The sequence below is a fragment of the Allosphingosinicella sp. genome (assembly GCF_036570505.1).
GTDB lineage: Bacteria > Pseudomonadota > Alphaproteobacteria > Sphingomonadales > Sphingomonadaceae > Allosphingosinicella.
The window spans coordinates 1-15,252 of the sequence record NZ_DATCYB010000007.1 but is presented as its reverse complement, the minus strand read 5'-3'; the positions used below and the strand labels follow the sequence as shown (position 1 = coordinate 15,252).

Annotated in this window: 12 protein-coding genes and 1 pseudogene; 10 read left to right on the top strand and 3 right to left on the bottom strand. The window is 64.7% G+C overall.

Features of this window, described 5'->3' with window-relative positions; genetic code table 11:
* The 3 genes and pseudogenes from VIR62_RS00380 to VIR62_RS00370 all read left to right on the top strand — a co-directional run.
* Nucleotides 1-243 (top strand): annotated as a pseudogene (locus VIR62_RS00380) (exodeoxyribonuclease VII large subunit); the annotation flags it as partial.
* A gap of 13 nt (nucleotides 244-256) precedes the next feature.
* Nucleotides 257-457: a DUF2093 domain-containing protein gene (locus tag VIR62_RS00375; protein WP_431867725.1), complete on the top strand. Its 201-nt coding sequence runs from the start codon at nucleotides 257-259 to the stop codon at nucleotides 455-457.
* Complete coding sequence (locus VIR62_RS00370) at nucleotides 454-1,347, top strand: M23 family metallopeptidase (RefSeq protein ID WP_431867723.1); 894 nt, start codon at nucleotides 454-456, stop codon at nucleotides 1,345-1,347. Before VIR62_RS00375 ends, VIR62_RS00370 begins: the two co-directional genes overlap by 4 nt.
* Here the strand turns inward: VIR62_RS00370 and VIR62_RS00365 are convergent.
* Nucleotides 1,344-1,886 (bottom strand): hypothetical protein, encoded by a 543-nt coding sequence (locus tag VIR62_RS00365; RefSeq protein WP_431867721.1) that lies wholly within the window; start codon nucleotides 1,884-1,886, stop codon nucleotides 1,344-1,346. The genes VIR62_RS00370 and VIR62_RS00365 overlap by 4 nt on opposite strands.
* A gap of 250 nt (nucleotides 1,887-2,136) precedes the next feature.
* Here VIR62_RS00365 and VIR62_RS00360 point away from each other — a divergent pair, with 250 nt between their 5' ends.
* The 4 genes from VIR62_RS00360 to VIR62_RS00345 all read left to right on the top strand — a co-directional run bounded on the left by VIR62_RS00360 (nucleotide 2,137) and on the right by VIR62_RS00345 (nucleotide 8,308).
* Nucleotides 2,137-5,262, top strand: a complete 3,126-nt coding sequence (locus VIR62_RS00360) for a TonB-dependent receptor domain-containing protein (RefSeq protein WP_431867719.1) — start codon at nucleotides 2,137-2,139, stop codon at nucleotides 5,260-5,262.
* Between the two features lie 83 nt (nucleotides 5,263-5,345).
* A complete protein-coding gene (locus VIR62_RS00355; protein WP_431867717.1) occupies nucleotides 5,346-6,506 on the top strand; it encodes an aspartyl/asparaginyl beta-hydroxylase domain-containing protein in 1,161 nt (386 codons plus the stop codon).
* On the top strand, nucleotides 6,506-8,014 hold the full coding sequence (locus VIR62_RS00350; RefSeq protein ID WP_431867715.1) for a putative 2OG-Fe(II) oxygenase: 1,509 nt from the start codon (nucleotides 6,506-6,508) through the stop codon (nucleotides 8,012-8,014). The genes VIR62_RS00355 and VIR62_RS00350 overlap by 1 nt, the downstream gene beginning before the upstream one ends.
* Before the next feature lie 141 nt (nucleotides 8,015-8,155).
* Complete coding sequence (locus VIR62_RS00345) at nucleotides 8,156-8,308, top strand: hypothetical protein (RefSeq protein WP_431867713.1); 153 nt, start codon at nucleotides 8,156-8,158, stop codon at nucleotides 8,306-8,308.
* Nucleotides 8,309-8,317: 9 nt separating this feature from the next.
* On the opposite strand, the gene clpB is transcribed toward VIR62_RS00345, so the two are convergent.
* On the bottom strand, nucleotides 8,318-10,897 hold the full coding sequence (gene clpB, locus VIR62_RS00340; RefSeq protein WP_431867712.1) for an ATP-dependent chaperone ClpB: 2,580 nt from the start codon (nucleotides 10,895-10,897) through the stop codon (nucleotides 8,318-8,320).
* A gap of 271 nt (nucleotides 10,898-11,168) precedes the next feature.
* Nucleotides 11,169-11,801 carry a helix-turn-helix domain-containing protein gene (locus tag VIR62_RS00335; protein WP_431867710.1) on the bottom strand — a complete coding sequence of 211 codons (633 nt, stop codon included), beginning with the start codon at nucleotides 11,799-11,801 and terminating at the stop codon, nucleotides 11,169-11,171.
* Between the two features lie 144 nt (nucleotides 11,802-11,945).
* On the opposite strand from VIR62_RS00335, the gene VIR62_RS00330 reads away from it, so the two are divergent.
* The 3 genes from VIR62_RS00330 to VIR62_RS00320 are packed head-to-tail and all read left to right on the top strand — an operon-like array spanning nucleotide 11,946 to nucleotide 15,063.
* Nucleotides 11,946-13,949, top strand: a complete 2,004-nt coding sequence (locus tag VIR62_RS00330; RefSeq protein WP_431867708.1) for a hypothetical protein — start codon at nucleotides 11,946-11,948, stop codon at nucleotides 13,947-13,949.
* Complete coding sequence (locus tag VIR62_RS00325) at nucleotides 13,933-14,751, top strand: AAA family ATPase (protein WP_431867706.1); 819 nt, start codon at nucleotides 13,933-13,935, stop codon at nucleotides 14,749-14,751. The genes VIR62_RS00330 and VIR62_RS00325 overlap by 17 nt, the downstream gene beginning before the upstream one ends.
* Before the next feature lie 36 nt (nucleotides 14,752-14,787).
* A complete protein-coding gene (locus tag VIR62_RS00320) occupies nucleotides 14,788-15,063 on the top strand; it encodes a hypothetical protein (RefSeq protein ID WP_431867704.1) in 276 nt (91 codons plus the stop codon).
* Nucleotides 15,064-15,252 lie beyond the last annotated feature (189 nt).

Below are 15,252 nucleotides of genomic sequence, written 5' to 3'. Positions count from 1 at the left end.
CGGCTCGAATCGCTGTGGCGCCTTGCCCAGCTGGCGCACCCGAACCGACCGCTGCAACGCGGTTATGCGCGGATCGAGGACCGGCAAGGCCGCACCCTCGTCTCGTCGGCCGCTGCCAGGGATGCCGGCCGGCTGCGGCTGGTGTTCGGAGATGGCCCGGTCGACGCCACCGTTGACGGGGTTGAGCGAACGCGCCGGGGATCCTATTCGGCGCCCAAGCCCGATCAACCCAAGCTGCTGTGATGGAGTCGAACCGATGCTGATGTCCAACAAGACCCGCCCCGCCAGGCTCCATTACATGGCGGGAACGTTCCGGATGCTGAGCCCCGGCGATCATGTCGTCTGCGCCGTGACCGGCAAGCCCATCCCCCTGGACAAGCTGCGATACTGGAGCATCGACCGGCAGGAGGCCTATGCCGACGCCGAGGCTTCGAACGAGGCTGAAGCGCGCGGATGAGGCGGCGTTACGTCCGCCTCCTCGCTTCCCTGTTCCTCGCAAGCTGCGTCCCTTCCGCGCCGCCGTCGCCCGCCGCTCCGGCCCCGGCTCCGAAAGAGCGGGCCGCCGCGATCGCCGAACTTGCGCGGCCGGGTTTCATCCTTGACGGCGCCTTCTCCCAAGGCGGCGTCGTCCTCGGTACCGCGCCGGGCGGAACCGCGCGCCTGACCCTCGACGAAGAGCCCGTCCCATTTGGCGACGACGGACGATTCCTGCTCGGCTTCGATCGCGATCAATCCGCGACCGCCGTCCTCGTGGCGACGCTCGTCGACGGCCGCTCGGTGCGACGCGACCTCGCCATCGCGCCCCGGGCCTGGGACATCGAGCATGTCGACGCCGCGCTTCGTCAGGGGCGGTCCAGCGAGGAATTCCTTCGCATCCGCGAGCGCGAGGTCGCTCGAATCAACGCCGCCCGCGCCGCCCGATCCCAGACGGAGGGCTGGCGGCAGGATTTCATCTGGCCGGTCACCGGCCGAATCAGCGGCCGCTTCGGCGCTCAGCGAATCTATCGCGGCGAGCCGGGCTCCTATCACAGCGGCATCGACATCGCGCCGGGGGCCGGCGCTTCGGTCGTCGCCCCGGCCGACGGCGTCGTCGTCCTGGCCGGGCCGCCGATGTTCAGCCTGGAGGGCAATCTCGTCATCGTCGACCACGGCATGGGCCTCAACAGCGCCTTCCTCCATCTCGCTACGGTCGCCGTGCGAGCCGGCCAGGCGGTACGGCAGGGGCAACTCATCGGCACGGTCGGCGCCACCGGCCGGGCGACCGGCCCGCACCTTCACTGGAGCCTCAAATGGAACGAGGCGAGGCTGGATCCACTGTTGCTAGCGGGCCCGATGATGGGAGCTTAGCGAAGGCGCTCGACGCGAATCCCGTTCTGCTCGTTCACATTGGCCATGAAGGAGCCGAGCGCGGCGCGCTTGATCACGATCGGCTGGCCGGCCTTGGGCCAGCGCGGAAGATTGCGGTCGTCGGTCTGGGCCCAGACCGCACCGTCCTCGAGCGTCATGATCCAGCGGCCGTAGGAGCCGCGTGTGACGTTCTTGATCGTGCTTTCGATCCTCGAGACGCCCTCTTCTTCCCCTTCATCGTCGCCGCCTCCGAAGATACCGAGATCGGGCAGCGCCAGCCCGAACAGGGTCCGCCGCGTCTTGCGGATCTGCTCGCGGTCCACGACGACCAACTTGTTCGCCGCCTCCGCCGCGTCGACAGCCGCCACTTCGCGGTCGAAGCAGGCAAGCCGTTCCGCCGCGTCGCCGATCGACCGGCAGTCCACCAGCTTCTTGAGGGCCGCCGAGCGCGGGGGGTCCTTCTCCTGTGCGGCCGCCGGCAGGGGCGCGGCGAGAGCGAGGGCTGAAGCGGCGATGGCGATCCTGTGGCCGTAATGCATCGAAGGTCCTCCCAACTTTCGCCGCATCGTAGAGTCACCGCCCGCCCGCTGGCAAGCGGCTGCGGGCATATCCGGCGCGGGGCGGGCCATGGCCGATGCGGATTCGGACTGTGACCAAATTGCTACATTCGCCCCGGATATCGCCTCAAGGTGCACCCTTTCCGTTGCTTCGGCTTCGCCTACTGTCATAAAGCCTGACATCGAAGACGTGCTTTTTGGGCCGTTTTTGCGATCTGCGGGGGGCGGGCCAATGCCCTATTCCGCCGGTTTCTGGGAGTTTTTAGACGGCGCGCCGTCGCTTGCTAGGGGACTTAATATGCAATCCAATTTCCGTCAGCGCCTCTTGGCGTCGACCATCATTCTCGGCGCGGCGAGCCTCGCCACGCCGGCCTGGGCGCAGGAAGCCGAGGAGCCGAATGCATCCGTCACTGGCGCGTCCTCGGTCGCTGACCAGGCTGAGATCGCGGCTGACGAAGCGGCCACGGGCGATGCCATCATCGTCACCGGTTCGCGTATCGCCCGTCCCCAGCTCGAGGGCGCCAGCCCGGTCACCGTCGTCAACAGCCAGGAAGTGAAGCTCCAGGGCATCACCCGGACGGAAGACCTCATCAACTCGCTGCCGCAGGTCTTCGCCGGCCAGGGCGGCAATATCGCCAACGGCGCGTCCGGCACCGCGACCATCAACCTTCGCGGCCTCGGTGCGCAGCGCACCCTGGTGCTGGTGAACGGCCGCCGTCTGCTGCCGGGCGACACCGGCTCTTCGGCCGCCGACATCAACATCATTCCGGCCGCGCTCGTTGACCGGATCGACGTGCTGACCGGCGGTGCCTCGTCGGTCTATGGTTCGGACGCGATCTCGGGCGTTGTCAACTTCATCCTCGACACCGATTTCGAGGGCTTCCGGCTCGACAGCCAATATTCCTTCTACCAGCATAATAACGATGCAGGCAGCCGGGTCACCGACGCTCTCGACGCGACGCGCTTTCCCTATCCGACCGGCAACGTCGTTGACGGCGGCACCTTCGACGTCACGGGCGTGATCGGCGCCGGCTTCGACGACGGCCGCGGCCACGTCACCGCCTATGCCGGCTATCGCAAGATCAACCAGATCCTGCAGCGCGACCGCGACTATGGTGCTTGCACTCTCGCCGCGGCGAGCGACACCGACGCCTTCAGCTGCAGCGGTTCGGGCACCACTGCGCTCGGCACGTTCATCACCAACGTCGGCAACTTCACGGTCGGCCCGAACGGCACGTTCATCCCGTCGACCGCGGCGACCAACCCGCCGTTCAACTTTGGACCGTACAACCACTTCCAGCGTCCGGACGAGCGTTATGTGCTCGGCGCCTTCGCCAACTACGAGATCAGCACAGCGGTCGAGCCGTACCTCGAAGTGATGTTCATGGACGATCGCACGTTGGCGCAGATCGCGCCGTCGGGCATCTTCTTTAACACCGGTTTCATCAACTGTGACAATCCGTTGCTTTCGGCGCAGCAGGTTTCTGTTATCTGCACCCCGGAAAACCTGGTCGGCTTCGACGAAACCGCAGTTGACGATCCGACGACGCCGAATATTGACGAGCGCGCGACCGTGTTCCCGGGCGGCGTGCCCGGCCTCGCCGACTTCAACCGTGCGGTCGTTTATCCGGGCCGTCGCAATGTCGAGGGCGGTGGTCGCGTCAGCGACATCCAGCACACCGATTTCCGCATCGTCGGCGGTGTCCGCGGTGATCTGAGCCCGGCCTGGTCCTACGACGCCTACTACCAGTTCGGCCGCGTCACCAACCCGAGCATTTCGCGCAACGACTTCTCGGTCCAGCGCATCGGTCGGGCTCTTGACGTCGTTACCGATCCGGACACCGGCGCGCCGGTCTGCCGTTCGGTTCTGGCAGGAACCGCCGACGGATGCGTTCCCTACGACTTTTTCTCGTTCGGTTCGGTTAACCCGGCGTCTCTCGCTTATCTCCAGACGCCCGCCATCACGCGCGGCATCACCGAAGAGAGCGTCTTCAACGCATCGATTACCGGTGATCTCGGTCAGCACGGCGTTCGCTTCCCCTGGGCCAATGACGGCGTCGGCATCAACGTCGGCACGGAATATCGCAAGGAGTCCCTGGACTTCCTGCCTGACCGTCCGTCGCAGGAAGGCGACCTTGCAGGCTCGGGCGGCGCCTCGACGCCGATCAGTGGTTCGTTCGACGTCAAGGAACTCTTCGGCGAAGTTCGTATCCCGATCATCCAGGACAGCTTCATCGAAGAATTCCTGATCAATGCGGGCTATCGCTATTCGGACTATTCAACGGGCGTCAACACCGACACCTACAAGATCGAGGCCGAGCTTGCCCCGACCCGGGATATCCGGCTCCGCGGCGGCTACAACCGCGCCGTTCGCGCGCCGAACGTGGTCGAGCTGTTCTCGCCGCAGAACGTCGTGCTCGTCGGTACTTTCGATCCTTGCGACGGCGTTCCCGATGCCACTCAGGCTCAATGCGCCCTTACCGGCGTAACCGCGGCTCAGTACGGCAACATTCCCGAAAACCCGGCCGCCCAGTATAATGGGTTGGTCGGCGGCAATCCGGACCTGGATCCGGAAGTGGCGGATACCTACACGGTGGGTGTCGTGCTGACGCCGACATTCCTGCCCGGGTTTGCGGCGACGGTTGATTATTTCGACATCACGCTCGATGGCGCGATCTCGATCCTCAACCCGGACGTGACCATTGAGACCTGCATCGACACAGGCGATCCATTTCTCTGCAGCCTGATTCACCGCGACACGCGTGGTTCGCTGTGGATCGGAAATACGGGTTTCGTCGAGGCTACCAACCAGAACATCGGCAGCCTTTCGACCACGGGCATCGACTTCAACGTCAGCTACGGGACTGAGCTGGGCTCGATGGGCTCGCTCAGCGCCAGCATCGTCGGCACCTGGCTCAACGAGCTGATCACCGACGATGGTATCAACGAGCCCTTTGACTGCGTCGGCCTCTACGGCAACGTCTGCGGCACGCCGAACCCCGAATATCGTCACAAGGCGCGTGTCACCTGGACGACTCCGAGTGACATCGGCCTGTCCGTCCAGTGGCGCCACTTCGGCAGCGTCAAGCAGGATACGACCAGCAGCCAGCCGGCACTGGAAGGAACCTCGCAGCCTGCGCATGATAAGCTGAGGGCGATGAACTACATCGATCTGGCGGCGACGTTCCGCGTGATGGACAACTATAACTTCCGGCTCGGCGTCAACAACGTGTTCGACAGCAACCCGCCGCTGGCTGGTTCGCAGGCTTGCCCGGCCGTCGTCTGCGCCAACACCTACGCCCAGGTGTATGACGTGGCTGGCCGCTACATCTACGCCGGCATCACGCTCGACTTCTAAGTCGAAGGACAGTGTTGAACTTGATGGCGGGTCCCTCGGGGCCCGCCATTTTCTTTTTGGGCCCCGCCCGATATGAGGGCGCCATGACCGGCCCGCCAACGGCAAGCGAACTCGAAGCGGACGCGGCCGCCGCCCGAAAGGATTTCGGGTCGGCGCGCGCGCTGCTTCAGCGCGCCGTGGCCGAAGCGCCGGATCGGCTGGAGGGCTGGATGAAGCTCGCCGCCATGTGCCGCGCGGCGGGCGACGTCGATGCGGCCCTGGAGGCGGTCTCGGGTGCGCTCAGGGCCGATCCCTATGATTTCGTTGCCCGCCTCCTGAGGGCGAGCCTGCTCGAACGCGCGGGCTTCGGAGCGCGGGCCCGGGAGGCTTACGGCGAGGCGCTGGCGCAGCGGCCCGATCCGATACCGCCCCATCTCGCGGCGACGGTGGCGCATGCCGAAGCGCAATATGCCCTCTTCGTCGCCGATACCCAGCAACGGCTCGCGGATGCGACCGCGGCGATAGGCGAGCAGGCCACCCCCGCCGAGGCGGCTCGGATAGCTCGATTCCGGACCAACATCGCGCGTGTCACCCACCCCTATCATTCCGAACCGACCCATTTCCATTATCCCGGCCTCGTCGAGCGCGAGTTTCATGACCGGGAAGACTTTCCCTGGCTGGAAGGCCTTGAGGCGGCGACCGACGCGATCGCCGATGAATTCGAGGCGGTGGTGAACGCGCAGCGGGCGGAGCTCGTGCCCTATATCCAATATTCGGAGGACCTGCCGCTGCGGCAGTGGAAGGCCCTCAACCAGTCGCGCGACTGGACGGCGATCCATCTGCTGCAGAACGGCCACCGGATCGAGGCCAATGCGAGTCATTGCCCGCGAACCATGGCGGCGATCGCCGCGATCCCCCAGCCACGCATCTCCGAGCGGACGCCCAACGCCATGTTTTCCCTGCTGGCACCGGGCAAGCACATCCCGCCCCATACCGGCGTCGCCAACACGCGTCTCGTCTGCCATCTTCCGCTCATCGTGCCCGACGGCTGCTGGTTTCGCGTCGGGGCGGAGACCCGCGAGTGGAAGCGCGGCGCGGCCTGGGTGTTCGACGACACGATCGAACATGAGGCGGCCAACGACAGCGACGCGCTTCGCGTCATCCTGATCGTCGATTGTTGGCACCCCGGCCTCTCGCCGCTGGAGCGCGAGGCGGTGGCGGCGGCGATGGCGGCGAGCGACGCCGGCATCGGGGAGTCGGTCTAGTGTCCGGCTCCGTCACGATCCGGCCGGCCGCAACGGCTCTCGATCCCGATGCCGCGGCCAACCTCGGTCTCGCCGCGCTGAAGGACGGAACGGAGGCCCAGGTGTTGCTGCGCGTCGAAGCGGCGGCGCGAGCCTTTCCCAGGCATCCACGTCTGTGGCAGGTGATGGGGCTCCTCTATCGTGCTCTCGATCGGCTGGAGCCGGCGACGGCCGCCTTTCGACACGCCGCCTCGCTGGCTCCCAATGATGCGCTGATCGCCCACGGCCTGGCTCAGGCGGCGTTCGAAGCAGGGCTTCCCGCGACCAGGCTATTCGACAGGGCGCTGAGGCTGGACCCAACCAAGGGGAACGTCCTGCTGGGGAGATCCGCCGCCCTGCTGGCCGAGGCCGGTCCGGACACGGTTGCCTTGGATGTCGAGGCGGCGGTGGAAGCGCATCCGGGATGGCTGCCAGGCCACGCCTTTCTGGCGCGGCTCTACTGGCTGGTGGGCGACCGGGACGGGTTCACGAGAGGCTATGAGCGCGCCCTTGCCACAGCGCCTCGCGACATCAGGTTATGGCGTGAACTTATCTCCAAGCTCATGCACGCCGAACAGTTCGGCAAGGCGCTGGATGCGATCGCGCGGGGACGCGCCGCGGTCGGCCCGCATCCGGTGTTCGACATCAACGAGGCGATATGCCTCGACGAGATCGGCGATGTCGCGGCGGCGGATCGGCTGTTCTCGGCTCTTACGATCGACCACATCCTCCTTGCGGTCCGCCACGTTCGCCACCTCCTCCGCTCACGTCGCCCGGAGGAAGCGGCGGCGGTGGCCGAGCGCTGGACCGAAGGTCCGGAGGCGGAGCTAATGTGGCCTTATGTGTCGCTTGCCTGGCGGATGAGAGACGACAAGCGCTGGACGTGGCTGGAGGGGGATCCGCGCCTGATCGGCCAATTCGATATCGAAGAGCTGCAGCCGGCGCTCGGCCGCCTCGCCGAGGTGCTCCGCTCGCTCCATAATGCAACGCATCAGCCGCTGGAGCAGTCGGTGCGCGGCGGCACCCAGACGGACGGGATATTGTTCCGGCGGATCGAACCGGAGATCCAGAAATTGCGGGCGGCGATCGTACGGACGGTCGAACGCTATATCGCCGAGCTGCCGCCGTTCGACGCCTCTCATCCGTTCCTCGGCTTGGCGCGCGAAGGGCCGGTTCGCTTTGCCGGCTCGTGGTCGGTGCGGCTGCCGCGGCAGGGGCATCATTCCAGCCACATCCACCCGGCCGGCTGGATTAGTTCGGCACTTTATATCTCGCTACCGGACGACGCGGAGCGAGGGCCGCCGCCGGCGGGCTGGCTGCAATTCGGCGCGCAATCGGAGCTGAAGCTCGACCTCGAGCCGACACGGATGGTCGAACCGAAGCCCGGCCGCCTGGTCCTCTTCCCCTCCACCATGTGGCACGGGACCGTGCCCTTCGAGGAAGGCGAGCGGCTAAGCGTCGCCTTCGACGTCGCGCGTCCGCGGCGCTAGCGGTTGGGATTCCAGCGCCCGGACCCTGCTCCCAGTAGAGGACTCGCTTCACCCGATTTCGTTCCGGAAACGCGGCGGGCGGAGGAACCAAGGCCGGCCGATTGAGGTTAATGGCCCAACCTCGTAGGGGGCTGCATCAATATGAGTATCAAGTTCGAGGACGATCGCCTGCGCGAGATCGAGCAGGCCCAGGCTTCTCTGCGCGCCAGCATCGAGGACACAAGGCGCCTCTCCGAGAAGACCCAGCAGCTTCTGGAAAAGCGCCGTGCGCCACTATCGGACGGTCGGGAATGAAGAACCCGTCTACTGGATAGTTGTCAGCAGCAGCTTTCCGTCTCCTTCCTCCACCCGAACCGTCGATCCATCCGGCACCTCGCCTTTGAGGATGGCGTCCGCCAGCGGGTCCTGGAGGTATTTCTGCACCGCGCGCTTCAGCGGGCGGGCGCCATAGACGGGGTCGTAGCCGACCCGGCCGAGCCAGGCGCGGGCGCCGTCGGTCAGGTCCAGCTTGATCTTGCGGTCGGCCAGCAGTTTTTGGACGCGGCCGACCTGGATGTCGACGATGGGGCCCATATGATCCTGGCCTAGGCGGTGGAACAGGATGATCTCATCCAGGCGGTTGAGGAACTCCGGCCGGAAATGGCCGCGCACTACCTCCATAACCTGCGGCTCGATATCCTCCACGCTCTGCCCCTCCGTCATCGATGACAGATACTGGCTGCCGAGGTTCGAGGTCAGGATGATGATCGTGTTGGAGAAGTCCACCACATGCCCCTGGCCGTCGGTGAGGCGGCCGTCGTCGAGCACCTGGAGGAGGATGTTGAACACGTCCGAATGCGCCTTCTCGACCTCGTCGAACAGCACGACCTGATAGGGCCGCCGCCGCACCGCCTCGGTCAGGACGCCGCCTTCCTCATAGCCGACATAGCCGGGAGGCGCGCCGATCAGTCGGGCAACGCTGTGCTTTTCCATGAATTCCGACATGTCGATCCGCACCATCGCGCTCGAATCGTCGAACAGGAACTCGGCGAGCGCCTTGGTGAGTTCGGTCTTGCCGACGCCGGTGGGTCCGAGGAACAGGAAGGAACCCAGCGGACGGTTCGGGTCCTGAAGGCCCGCGCGTGAGCGGCGGACGGCGGCGGAGACGGCCTTCACCGCATCCTCCTGGCCGATCACGCGCTTGCCCAGTTGCGCCTCCATCTGGAGCAGCTTCTCGCGCTCGCCCGCCAGCATCTTGTCGACCGGGATGCCCGTCCAGCGCGAGACGATCGAGGCGATGTCCTCACTGGTCACTTCCTCGCGCAGCATCGCGCCTTCGCTCGCGGCCTCAGCGTCGGCGAGCCGCTTTTCCAGCGTCGGGATCGTGCCGTAGGCCAGCTCGCCGGCCTTGGCGAGATCGCCGGCGCGCTGCGCCTGCTCCAGCTCCAGCCGGGCCGCGTCGAGCTGCTCCTTCAGTTTCGATTCCCCGGCGATCTTGTCCTTTTCGGCCTGCCAGCGTCCCGTCAGTTCGGCCGACTGCTGTTCGAGATTGGCGAGCTCGCTTTCCAGGGTCGCGAGCCGATCCTTCGACGCCTTGTCGCTCTCCTTCTTCAGCGCCTCGCGTTCGATCTTGAGCTGGATGATCCGCCGGTCGAGCGCCTCGATCTCCTCCGGCTTGGATTCGACCTCCATGCGCAGGCGCGAGGCGGCCTCGTCCATCAGGTCGATCGCCTTGTCGGGCAGGAAGCGGTCGGTGATGTAGCGGTTGCTGAGCGTCGCAGCCGCGACCAGTGCCGCGTCGGTGATGCGCACGCCGTGGTGCAGCTCGTATTTCTCTTTCAATCCGCGCAGGATCGAGATCGTGTCCTCCACGGTCGGCTCGCCGATGAAGACCGGCTGGAAGCGCCGCTGCAGCGCCGGGTCCTTCTCGACGTGCTTTCGATATTCGTCGAGCGTGGTCGCGCCGATGCAGTGCAGCTCGCCCCGCGCCAGCGCCGGCTTCAGGAGGTTCGAAGCGTCCATCGCGCCCTCGCCCTTGCCGGCGCCGATCAGCGTGTGCATCTCGTCGATGAAGAGGACGATCTCGCCCTCGGCCTGGCGGACCTCGTCGAGCACGCCCTTCAGGCGCTCCTCGAACTCGCCGCGATATTTGGCGCCGGCGATCAGGCTGCCCAGGTCGAGCGCCATCAGCCGCCGGTCCTTCAAGGTATCGGGCACGTCGCCATTGGCGATGCGCAGCGCCAGCCCCTCGGCGATCGCCGTCTTGCCGACGCCGGGGTCGCCGATGAGCACCGGGTTGTTCTTGGTGCGCCGGGCGAGGATCTGAATCGTCCGCCTGATCTCCTCGTCGCGGCCGATCACGGGGTCGAGCTTCCCATCCCGTGCCGCCTGCGTCAGGTCGCGCGCGAACTTCTTGAGCGCGTCGTAGCGGTCCTCGGCCGACGCGGTATCCGCCGTCCGCCCGCCGCGCAGCGCGTTGATCGCTGCATTCAACCCCTCCGGTATCACGCCGGCATCGGTGAGCGCCTTGCCCGCATCGGTCTTGGACATGGCGAGGGCCAGCAGAAGCCGCTCGACGGTGACATAGCTGTCCCCCGCCTTGTTGGCGATCTGCTCGGCCTGGTCGAGGACGCGGATGATTTCGCCATCCAGTGCCGGCGCGGCGGTGGCGCCGCTGCCCGACACTGCCGGCACCTTGGCAAGCGCGTCGTCGGTTTCGCGCAGCGCCGCCTGCGCGCTGCCACCGGCGCGGGCTATGAGGCCCGAGGCCATGCCCTGTTCGTCCTCGAGCAGCGCCTTCAGCAAATGCACGGGAGCAATCCGCTGATGGTTCATGCGCACCGCGACGGTCTGCGCCGACTGGAGGAATCCTCGTGCCCGATCGGTGAATTTCTCGAGGTTCATGATGGCCCCTTCTGATGGTCAGGCGCGATGTAGTGTTGCATTCACGCAACACAAGACGTCGGTGCTTAGACCTGCGAGGGTTAGTGGAGCGGCCCATAGAGATTGGCGCGGCGCGTGGTTTCCCAATGCCGCCATCCACATAGCCGGTTTCGGCCGAAATCCGGCACTTCCCTGCATCCTGCGCGCCAATCTCTAATGGTTAGCGGTTTCCCAATTCGCAACATCGCGGATTCCCGAGGTTTTGCGCGAAGTCCGCCATCGATTGGGAAACCTATTGGGAAACCGCTCTGCCACGCAGCAGCCGAGGCGACAGCACCTTAAGGAAGCCGTGCAGAACCTCGGCAGTGAACCTTTCAAGATCCTGGCCAACCCACTCTTCGAAGCGAAGTTGGTGTTGGACGAAGAGGGCCAGTCGGGCGAGGCCAGGGAGGTGACGCTGGATCAGCTCGACAGCGGCGTCCTCCAACTGCTCCTGGGGCAACCCAAACGGGTTGAAGGATGTTGCCTTAAGCAAGTGAAGAACGGGGATTAGACCGGCATGCCTTAGATCATCGCCTGGCGCCGGGGCGGTGTTGGAAAGCACCGCATACGGGAACTCATCGAAGAACCAGGTCGTGTGCGATTCGGGGATCGCGCCTCGCGTCTTCCAGCTCGAAAGCGTGGGTCGAGACACTCCCATATAGCGCGCCAGGTCCGCCTCTCTACCGCCCAATGCCTTTGCAGCACTGGACAAAAAGGCGGTCACCTCAGCCTCACCTTCCGGCCAATGTTGTGCAAACCATATTGACAAATAGTTTGCATTGATCGCAACTGGCCGTGCTGAAGCTTTTTGAGGGTGGCCCATGACAGTGAACAGTCCGGCACAGCCGAACGTTTTGCAAGCGGTTCGTGCTGCCTTCATCATGAACGGTTCAACGCTTGGCGCATGGTGTCGCCGAAACAATGTTGACCCGGCGCGCGCCTGGCGGGTTCTCCAAGGCAAGCAGTCCGGGCCAGCAGCCATTGCGCTTCGGGATCGCATCCTCAACGCCAGCTCGCGAGTTGCCGCGTGAAGTCCTCACAAGGATGGCTGAGCGTCGGCGAGTTCGCCTCGCTGCTGGACATAACGCCCCAGGCAGCACGGAAACGCGTTCGTCGGGCGCTCGTCGAGTCGACGGGCGGATTGATAGTCCGTCAGGTGGAAGGGCGAGGTGGTCGCTCTGGGGTTCGGTATGAGGTGCTACTTAGCAGCCTCTCAGAGGACGTTCAGGAGGCATTTAGAGCCGACTGCGGTGAGGCCAACAGTCAAGCAATCGTTGCCCCCGCGCGGCTGCCGCCGAAGTTCATCGCCGCGCCCAATCAGGCCGCGGCGGAGCGCCGGCGCCATGCGGCGCTCCGGCTGATTGCGCCGACCGGAAGAGGCACTCCGGAGCGGGCGCAGGCCATCCGACAGGCGAGTCTTCATCACGACGTGCCGATCCGGACCCTACAGCGGTGGGTAAAACAGTGCGAGCATCATGGCTGGGATCACGACGCGCTCGGCCGCAAGAAGCCCGCGGATGCCGGCCAGCCGCGCGTGTGGGTCTCCCGCCAGTTCGACAAGTATTTTCGCGCGGCGGGTCATGATCAAGAGGCGCTCGAAAGCCTCTCAGATTGGCTGACACGCGAACTGGCGGGGTGGTGGCAGTCGCCCGTTCAGCGTGCCGGATGGAAGCGGGTTCGGTTGGAAGCACTGACCTCACTGCGACGGGAATGCCGGGCTCGCGGCTTTGATGTGCCTCGAAGCGCCTTCACGATCTCGCGGAGACGGGTGGAGGACCTGCGCTTCCATAGCGCGGTGGACACGATGAAAAACGACGCGAAGCGCCATGACGACGCGAAGCCCCGCATCCGCCGCGACAACTCGAAGCTCCTGCCGATGGAGCAGATCGTCATGGACGTGAAGCCGCTTGATTGCGTGTTGTCGCGTCCGGATGGCTCGCTCGCCTATCCTAAGCTACTCGGCTTCCTGGACACCGGCACGAGCCGCCTGTTCGGCCGGATCATCCTGTTGGCCAAGGGAGAAGGCGTCCGGCAGGAGCATGTGACAGATGCATTCCTGGACATGGTGCGGGACCCGGATTGGGGCTTCCCGCAACAGCTCTACTACGACAACGGGTCAGAATACGCGCATTTCGAGCTGATCCGCGAAGCTCTCAAGTTGATCAACGACGAAGGCGCGCGGGTCATCATTAAGGCACGTCCCTACTCCGGTGCCTCCAAGCCCATCGAGAGCAAGTTCTCGGTAATCGACCGCCACGTCGTGTCACTCATGGACGGTTGGACCGGCTCAAATCGCATGGACAAAAAGGTCCAGCGCGTGGGTAAGGCGGCGAATCCCTACGCCGGTCCGGTTGAGACGTTTGAAGAAGAATTCTTCCTTCGCCTGACCGACTTCCAAGAATTCGCAATCCGCACCGGTCCCTTTGCCGGCCGGAGCCCGATGCAAATCTACCGCGATCACGTCGTCAACGGATGGAGGCCGGTCTCCGTCGATCCTCTCGCGCTCGATTGCGCCTTTGCCAAGCAACTCGGCGAACGGAAGATCGATCGCGGCGTGATCACCATCGGTCCAGATCGATTTCGCCACCCGGAGTTGGCGGCGTTCACGGGGCGGCGAGTCCGTGTCGTCAAGCCGTATCGGCGCTCAGCTTGGCCGCTCGCAGACCTTCCTGGTGTCGGCTGGGTAGGTCTCGAACCCGAAATGCTGACCCTACCAGGCGACATCTCGGGAGCCGTCGAAACGAGCCGCTTGCAGAAGCGCCGGAACCAGGCGGTGCGCCAGCTCAGGACAGAAGCCAACCGGGTCGATCCGCTGGCAAATGTGCGCGAACGGGTCACAAGGCTTCCCACGGCAGCGGCGCCGGCCCCCTTAATCGACGTAATGCTGTCGCCTGAAGCCGAACGCTTTGCCGGTGCACGTATCGCGGCGGAAGCGAAGCGTGCCGAACAGCCGACCGCCGAGCAACGCCTCATCGCTCGCCAACTCGCCGAAACCGAACGCCTGGAGAAATACCTTGCGAACCGGAACTAACGCCCTGCCGTTCGTCGATACCACAGTCGCGCGCCTCATGCTGTCGCGAATGGAGCTGACGCATCAGGAGTGCGGAATCTCAGTCATTTCCGGACCTTGGGGCATTGGGAAGACGACGGCGATCGACGCCTTCGCCGGAAGGCACGAATGCGAGTGCGCCGTAGTCAAGGTTGAGCCTGGCGCGACAAAGCGCGGGGCAACCGCCGGCGGTGTGATGCAACGGGTCGTCGAGGAATTGCGGCGTCTGCACGATAGACCGCTTGGCACCCAGCTAAGCAACGCGACCTGGACGCTACGCTCTATGATTTTCTCGCTGCTTTCGGAACTTTTCCTCTACAACGCTTACGACGCGGAAGCGTGGCCTAACCCGCCCAGGTTCACCTTCATTTTCGATGAGGCTCAATATCTGTCGAAAGAAGCCATCGACCTTCTGCGCTTCTGGAATGACCACGATCGCACCACCACTCCATTCCCCGTAGGCCTCATCTTCGTCGGCAACAACGAATTCGCCCTGGCGGAGAGTCTTGGCGGCGAAAGCGTTTTGTCGGGTGCGGTTCGCAGTCGTCTATTGTTTGAAGTGCCCTTGGCCTACACTCACATCAACGATACCGATCTAACGCTGTTCGCCCAATCGAGAGGCGTCACCGACGCGGGAGCGCTGCGCGAGTTCGTAGCTTATTTCAGCCAAGCACGCATCAAACGCGATCTTCGCCAGGCGGAACGCCTGCTCGACATTTGCCGCCGGGAGGCCCCCGAGGGCAAAGTTACCGCAGACGTCGTGCGCGAACTGCTGCCAGCCTAACAATCCTGCACAACTGAGAAGGGGAAAATGATGAGAATGAACCAGGAAATAGACACGCCTGCCAACCTTCTCCGCGAGGTCGACCTCCTGCTGCACGACGCCCACTCGTTTGCAATGCACTGCCGGCACCTCGCGATGCTCGTGCGGGACAACGTCAGCAGCCGCGACGAACATGCTGCGGATCAGACATTCGCTCTAGGCAAGGCCATTGAGCTCTTCGGAGAGAACGCCGAAAGGCGCATGGAAGAGGCCACACACCTTTTACACCGGCTCTCCCAAGAGTCGGACAGCGGTGCCGCCCAGGCCGCGTAGAACACGCTCAAAGAGCCTCCTGGCCCGAGGGTGCGAAAAATCGTCCAACCGGCCTCTTAAACCCACTTAAAACGGTTTAAGGGGCCATTGGATGGCTGACGACGGATCATCGGTCGTCATCCGGCCGCCGGCCTCGAATGTGTGACATCGTGTCACACATCGTCTCAGCCTCCTCATTTGAACGTCTGC

What these genes read in the sequence shown, in the direction of transcription:
- VIR62_RS00375 (WP_431867725.1), top strand. Translation starts at nt 257, where the DNA reads ATGCTGATGTCCAACAAGACCCGCCCCGCCAGGCTCCATTACATGGCG.
- VIR62_RS00370 (WP_431867723.1), top strand. Translation starts at nt 454, where the DNA reads ATGAGGCGGCGTTACGTCCGCCTCCTCGCTTCCCTGTTCCTCGCAAGC.
- VIR62_RS00365 (WP_431867721.1), bottom strand. Translation starts at nt 1,886, where the DNA reads ATGCATTACGGCCACAGGATCGCCATCGCCGCTTCAGCCCTCGCTCTC.
- VIR62_RS00360 (WP_431867719.1), top strand. Translation starts at nt 2,137, where the DNA reads ATGCCCTATTCCGCCGGTTTCTGGGAGTTTTTAGACGGCGCGCCGTCG.
- VIR62_RS00355 (WP_431867717.1), top strand. Translation starts at nt 5,346, where the DNA reads ATGACCGGCCCGCCAACGGCAAGCGAACTCGAAGCGGACGCGGCCGCC.
- VIR62_RS00345 (WP_431867713.1), top strand. Translation starts at nt 8,156, where the DNA reads ATGAGTATCAAGTTCGAGGACGATCGCCTGCGCGAGATCGAGCAGGCC.
- clpB (WP_431867712.1), bottom strand. Translation starts at nt 10,897, where the DNA reads ATGAACCTCGAGAAATTCACCGATCGGGCACGAGGATTCCTCCAGTCG.
- VIR62_RS00335 (WP_431867710.1), bottom strand. Translation starts at nt 11,801, where the DNA reads ATGATGAAGGCAGCACGAACCGCTTGCAAAACGTTCGGCTGTGCCGGA.
- VIR62_RS00320 (WP_431867704.1), top strand. Translation starts at nt 14,788, where the DNA reads ATGAACCAGGAAATAGACACGCCTGCCAACCTTCTCCGCGAGGTCGAC.